Consider the following 5,147-nt stretch of genomic DNA (forward strand, 5'->3'; position numbering starts at 1 on the left):
GAACAAAGAGATTTCTGAGGGTTGAGAAGATCGAGACGAAGCGCTGAAGGCCTCCCGATGATCGAAATCCTTGCATCACCCGCTCTCGTTTGCGCAGCGGTACATGGGAATTCTCGGCCCGATTGTTCAAGCCTTTGTGGGAGCGGTGTTCGACGTTCGGCATGATCTGGCGCTTTGCCGCTCCTTAAGAACGTAGCTTGTCTGTGATCATCCGCTTTGGCGCCATCCCCTGCTTCTTCAACAGCCGAGTCAGCAATCGCTTGGCGGCTTTGGTATTACGCCGGTTCTGAACGATCTCGTCGAGCACGTATCCGTCCTGATCGACAGCCCGCCACAGCCAGTGATTGCGGCCGGCTATGGTGACGACGACTTCGTCCAAGTGCCAGATATCATCGCGGCGCGCCTGCTTGCGACGCAGTCTGCTAGCGTAGTCCGGCCCCGAACTTCTTTGCCCATCGGCGGATCGTTTCGTAGGAGACAACGATCCCACGCTCCAGCAGCAATTCTTCGACCAGGCGCAGGCTCAATGGGAACCGGAAATAGAGCCAGACCGCGTGCGCGATAATCTGGGGTGGGAAACGATGGCGCTTGTAGCTGACGGCCGTGGTCATACCTCCGCGTCTATACCGCAAGTCCTGATACTTGGTTTATGTGACAAGCCCTCCGCTCAACCTTAGCGTACGATTTTGAGTAGCACTTGTTCTGACCCCGGATTGGCGCGTCGCGCCTATTCATGCCTGATAACAACCTGCTCGAGTAGGACCATCGGCGTTCAAGAGCCGCGTCTGATCGATGCTCGGCTTCAAATCACCGACATCAACCGCGATCTCCTGGGCGGCATTGAAATGGTCCACATGATGCGCAGACGATAGGCGAGATACGCGTTTAATCCGAATCCATCTCTGGCCGGGCAGTTCAAAATTGTTGCCGCATAATTGCCCTCGTGCCGGGTGCTCTTGCGCTCCATTCAGCCGTTGCAACAGAACCAAAGCGACATGCCTTAGCGAAGAACCGCCCGGATCGCATCGGCTGCCGCGACGACGACGATGTCTGCTTCCTCGCGGGTCAGGCAAAGCGGAGGCGCGAAGCCGAGAATGTCGCCCTGCGGCATGGCGCGGCCAATCACGTTGCGTTCCAGCAGCGCGGCCGCGACCTGCGGTCCAATCTTTTGCGATGGTTCGAAGAACTTGCGATCGTCCCTGTCCTCGATAAATTCGACGGCGGCCAGCATGCCATCGCCGCGCACGTCGCCGACATTGGCGTGACCGCCGACGGCTTTCGCTAGTTCTTCGCGGAAATAGGCGCCGGTCGAACCCGCGTTCTCCACCAGGCCGAGTTCGTCGATCAGCTCGAGATTGGCTACGCCCGCAGCGGCGCAGATCGGGTGGGCCGAATAGGTCCAGCCATGGCCGATGGGCCCGAGCGTGTCCGAACCCTGCACCAGCACCTGCCACATCGCGTCGGCGACGATGACGCCGGACAGCGGCGCATAGGCCGAGGTCAGACCCTTGGCGATGGTGATCAGGTCCGGCTTGATGCCGTAGTGGCCCGAGCCGAACATCGTGCCGAGACGGCCGAAGCCGGTGACGACCTCGTCGGCGACGAGCAGCACGTCATACTTCTTCAGCACCGCCTGGATCCTCTGCCAGTAGCCGGCGGGCGGCGGCACGATACCGCCGGTGCCCAGGATCGGCTCGCCGATGAAGGCGGCAACCGTGTCGGGCCCTTCGGCCAGGATCATTTCCTCCAGCTTGTCGGCGCAGAACTGCGAGAACTGCTCCTCGCTCATCGACCGGTCCTCGCGGCGGAAGTAATAGGGTGCCTCGGTGTGCAGGATCGGCGCACGCGGTAGGTCGAAAGCGTTGTGGAACAGATGCAGGCCGGTCAAAGAGCCGGTCATCACGCCCGAGCCATGATAGCCGCGCCAGCGCGAGATGATCTTCTTTTTCTCGGGGCGGCCGAGCACGTTGTTGTAGTACCAGATCAGCTTGATGTTGGTCTCGTTGGCGTCCGAGCCGGAGAGGCCGAAATACACCTTCGACATGCCGGCCGGCGCGCGGTCGATAATCATCTTGGCAAGCTGGATCGAGGCGTCGGTGCCGTGGCCGACATAGGCGTGGTAGTACGCAAGCTCCTTGGCCTGCGCGGCAATCGCATCGGCGATCTTTTGGCGGCCATAGCCGACATTGACACAGTACAGGCCGGCGAAGGCGTCGAGGCTTTTGCGGCCTGTCACGTCGGTGATGTAGACGCCTTCTCCGCCAGCCATGACGCGGGTCGGGGTTTCGCCGCGCGCATGCATTCCCATGTGGGTCGAGGGATGGAAGAAATGATCGCGGTCCCAGGCGGTGCGTTCGTTGGACGGATCGAGCATGTGAAACTCCTTGAGTGAAATCGGATCAGGCGGCGTCGAGGCAGAGATATTTGAGGTCGGTGAACGCCTCGATGCCGTGACGGGAACCTTCGCGGCCAAGGCCGGACTGCTTGACGCCGCCGAAGGGAATCGGGGCGCCGGTGATCTTGACGCGGTTGATCGCGACCATGCCGTAGTCGAGCGCACGGCCCATGCGCAGCTGACGCGCGCCGTTCTCAGTCACGACATAGGCGACGAGGCCGTATTCGGTGTCGTTGGCGCGCGCGACGACTTCCGCCTCACTGTCGAAGGGGGTGACGGCCGCCACCGGCCCAAACGTCTCGTCGCGCATGATCTCGGCTGTGTCCGCAACGTCGGCGAGCAGCGTCGGCTCGAAAAACAGCGCGCCCTGCGCCGAGCGTTTTCCGCCGGTCCGGATGCGCGCGCCCTTGGCGAGCGCATCGGCCACCTGGCTTTCGACCTTGGCGAGCGCCCGCGCGTGCATCAGCGGGCCGATCTCGGAGGCTTCGTCAACGCCGGGGCCGACCTTCAGCGCGGCGATGCGTTTGGAATAGGCATCGCAGAATGTCTCGTAGAGGCCGCGCTGCACATAGATGCGATTGGCCGCGAGGCAATCCTGGCCAGACGTGGCGAACTTCGCGTCGATGGCGATGTCGACGGCGCGGTCGAGATTGGCGTCGTCGAACACGATCAGCGGCGCTTGGCCGCCCAATTCCATGACGAGACGCTTCATCGTCGGCGCGCATTGCGCGGCGATCAGCCGGCCGATCTCAGTCGAGCCGGTGAAGCTCAGCGCGCGAACGCGGGCGTCGCGGCACAGCTCGCCGACGATGGTGGCGGCATCGCCGGTGACCACGTTGAAGACGCCGGGGGGAATGCCGGCGCGCTCGCCGAGTTCTGCCAGCGCGAGCGCCGAGAGCGGTGTTTCGGAGGACGGGTGCGCGACAACCGTGCAGCCGGCGGCAAGGGCCGCGGCAGCCTTGCGGGTCAGCATGGCGGAGGGGAAATTCCACGGCGTCACCACGCCGACTACCCCGACCGCCTCGCGCCGCACCATCATCTCGGCGCCGGCAAGATGGCTGGTGACGCTCTCGGCGTTGAGCCGCTTGCCCTCCTCGGCGTACCACTCGATGAAGGAGGCTGCGTAGTCGATCTCGCCGCGCGATTCCTGCAGCGGCTTTCCCTGTTCCAGCGTCATGATCAGCGCAAGGTCTTCCCTGGCGGCGACGATGAGCTCGAACCAGCGCCGCAGAATCGCTGCCCGCTGTTGCGGCAGGAGGCCGCGCCATGCCGGAAAGGCGGCATACGCTGCATCGATGGCGGTTCCGGTCTGGCTGGCGTCTAAAGCTGCGACATTGGCGATAACGGCGCCATTTGCCGGATCCCTCACGTCGAAGGAGGCTACCTTTGAGCCGGCCGTCCACTTGCCATCGACATAGGCGAGCTGGCGCAGCAACCGGTGGTCGGCGAGATGGTCAAGGTCGCTGCTGTGTGCGGCTGCAAGTCGTGCGGTCATCGGAACCTCCATGAGATGACCGATGATAGCCGCGCGGAACCAGTAGGATGGTCCAAACCCGCTGCCCGATGCAGGCGATTTGGCTGCCAGACCGAGCTTTCTTAGAGAGATTATCTATTGCGATTGCGTGCCTCTGTCGGCCAGCAGGCCGCCGACCGGGACAGGTTCATTTTCCTTCACTGTCCGCGTCACGATGTAGGTGAAGTAGCGGTCGATGCCGATCTCGCACTCGAGCAGCCCGTCGACGAGACGCTGGTAGGCGTCGATGTCGCGTGCCACGATCTTCAGCATGTAGTCGATGCCGCCGCCGACCGACCAGCAGCAGACGATTTCGGGCGTTTTGCGGACGACCCGCTCGAAACGGTCGAAATCCGCCTGGCGGTGACTGCGCAGCGTCACCTCGACCAGCACAGTTGCGATCGGCGCCACGGCGCGCAGTTCGAGCGATGCATTATAGCCGCTGACGATGCCGGCCTTTTCCAGCTTGCGCAGCCGCAGCCAGGCGGGCGTCGGCGACAGGCCGACCTTCTCGGCCAACGCCAGCTTGGTGATGCGTCCGTCGCGCTGGATCGCGTCGAGAATCTTGAGGTCGATGGCGTCGAGCTTGATCATGCTGGCCTGTGTAAACTGCGCATGCGCGACCATGAGATCGGCTTTGACCCATTGTCAATTGCACTGATTTCGATCTCTAATAAGTCATGACAATCTGGCAGCCCGACCCTGGCCTCCTCAAGCGCCCCGCCTATCTCTCGCTGGCCGACCAGTTCGCCCGCGCCATCCATGACGGCCGGCTGCCGAACGGCACGCGCCTGCAGACTCACCGCAAGCTCGCCTACCAGCTCGGCCTGTCGGTGCAGACGGTCAGCCGCTCCTATGAGGAGCTGATCCGGCGCGGGCTGATCTCCGGCGAGGTCGGGCGCGGCAGTTTCGTCCAGACCGCGCGGCGCGAGGTCGAGCCGCCTTATCTGCCGGAGCGGCTGGGCGAGGTGATCGACCTGTCGATCCTGAAGCCCGTCTGCGAGCCGATGCATCTCGAGCGGCTGAAGCAGGCGTTGACCTGGCTGGGACAGCATCTGCCGTCGAGCTCTGCTTTGTCATTCCGTCCGAACGTCGTTTTCCCGCGCCACCGCGCTATTGCGGTGGAATGGCTGAGGGAATGCGGTATCGCCGCATCGGCCCAGAACGTCACTCTGACCAATGGGGCGACCGCGGCGATGACGGTTGCATTGATGAGCGTGGCGCCGCCCGGATCGACCG

Annotated in this window: 4 protein-coding genes and 2 pseudogenes; 2 read left to right on the forward strand and 4 right to left on the reverse strand. The window is 63.2% G+C overall.

Annotated features, from left to right (window positions below):
- A pseudogene (locus tag AC1DUU_RS22360) lies at nt 1-611 on the reverse strand (IS6 family transposase); the annotation flags it as partial.
- A 181-nt stretch (nt 612-792) separates the two neighbouring features.
- Between AC1DUU_RS22360 and AC1DUU_RS22365 the strand changes: the two are divergent.
- A pseudogene (locus AC1DUU_RS22365) lies at nt 793-935 on the forward strand (IS6 family transposase); the annotation flags it as partial.
- A 65-nt stretch (nt 936-1,000) separates the two neighbouring features.
- Here the strand turns inward: AC1DUU_RS22365 and AC1DUU_RS22370 are convergent.
- The 3 genes from AC1DUU_RS22370 to AC1DUU_RS22380 all read right to left on the reverse strand — a co-directional run bounded on the left by AC1DUU_RS22370 (nt 1,001) and on the right by AC1DUU_RS22380 (nt 4,535).
- Nucleotides 1,001-2,374: an aminotransferase gene (locus AC1DUU_RS22370; RefSeq protein WP_476785584.1), complete on the reverse strand. Its 1,374-nt coding sequence runs from the start codon at nt 2,372-2,374 to the stop codon at nt 1,001-1,003.
- 25 nt (nt 2,375-2,399) lie between these two features.
- Complete coding sequence (locus AC1DUU_RS22375; protein ID WP_476785585.1) at nt 2,400-3,890, reverse strand: NAD-dependent succinate-semialdehyde dehydrogenase; 1,491 nt, start codon at nt 3,888-3,890, stop codon at nt 2,400-2,402.
- Nucleotides 3,891-4,004: 114 nt separating this feature from the next.
- Entirely contained in the window at nt 4,005-4,535 is a 531-nt protein-coding gene (locus AC1DUU_RS22380) for an Lrp/AsnC family transcriptional regulator (RefSeq protein WP_476785586.1), read from the reverse strand.
- A gap of 53 nt (nt 4,536-4,588) precedes the next feature.
- Between AC1DUU_RS22380 and AC1DUU_RS22385 the strand changes: the two genes are divergently transcribed.
- Nucleotides 4,589-5,147: GntR family transcriptional regulator (locus tag AC1DUU_RS22385; protein WP_476785587.1), on the forward strand; the 559-nt coding region annotated here is incomplete at its 3' end.

Source organism: Aminobacter sp. P4_H6_2 (assembly GCF_056400805.1).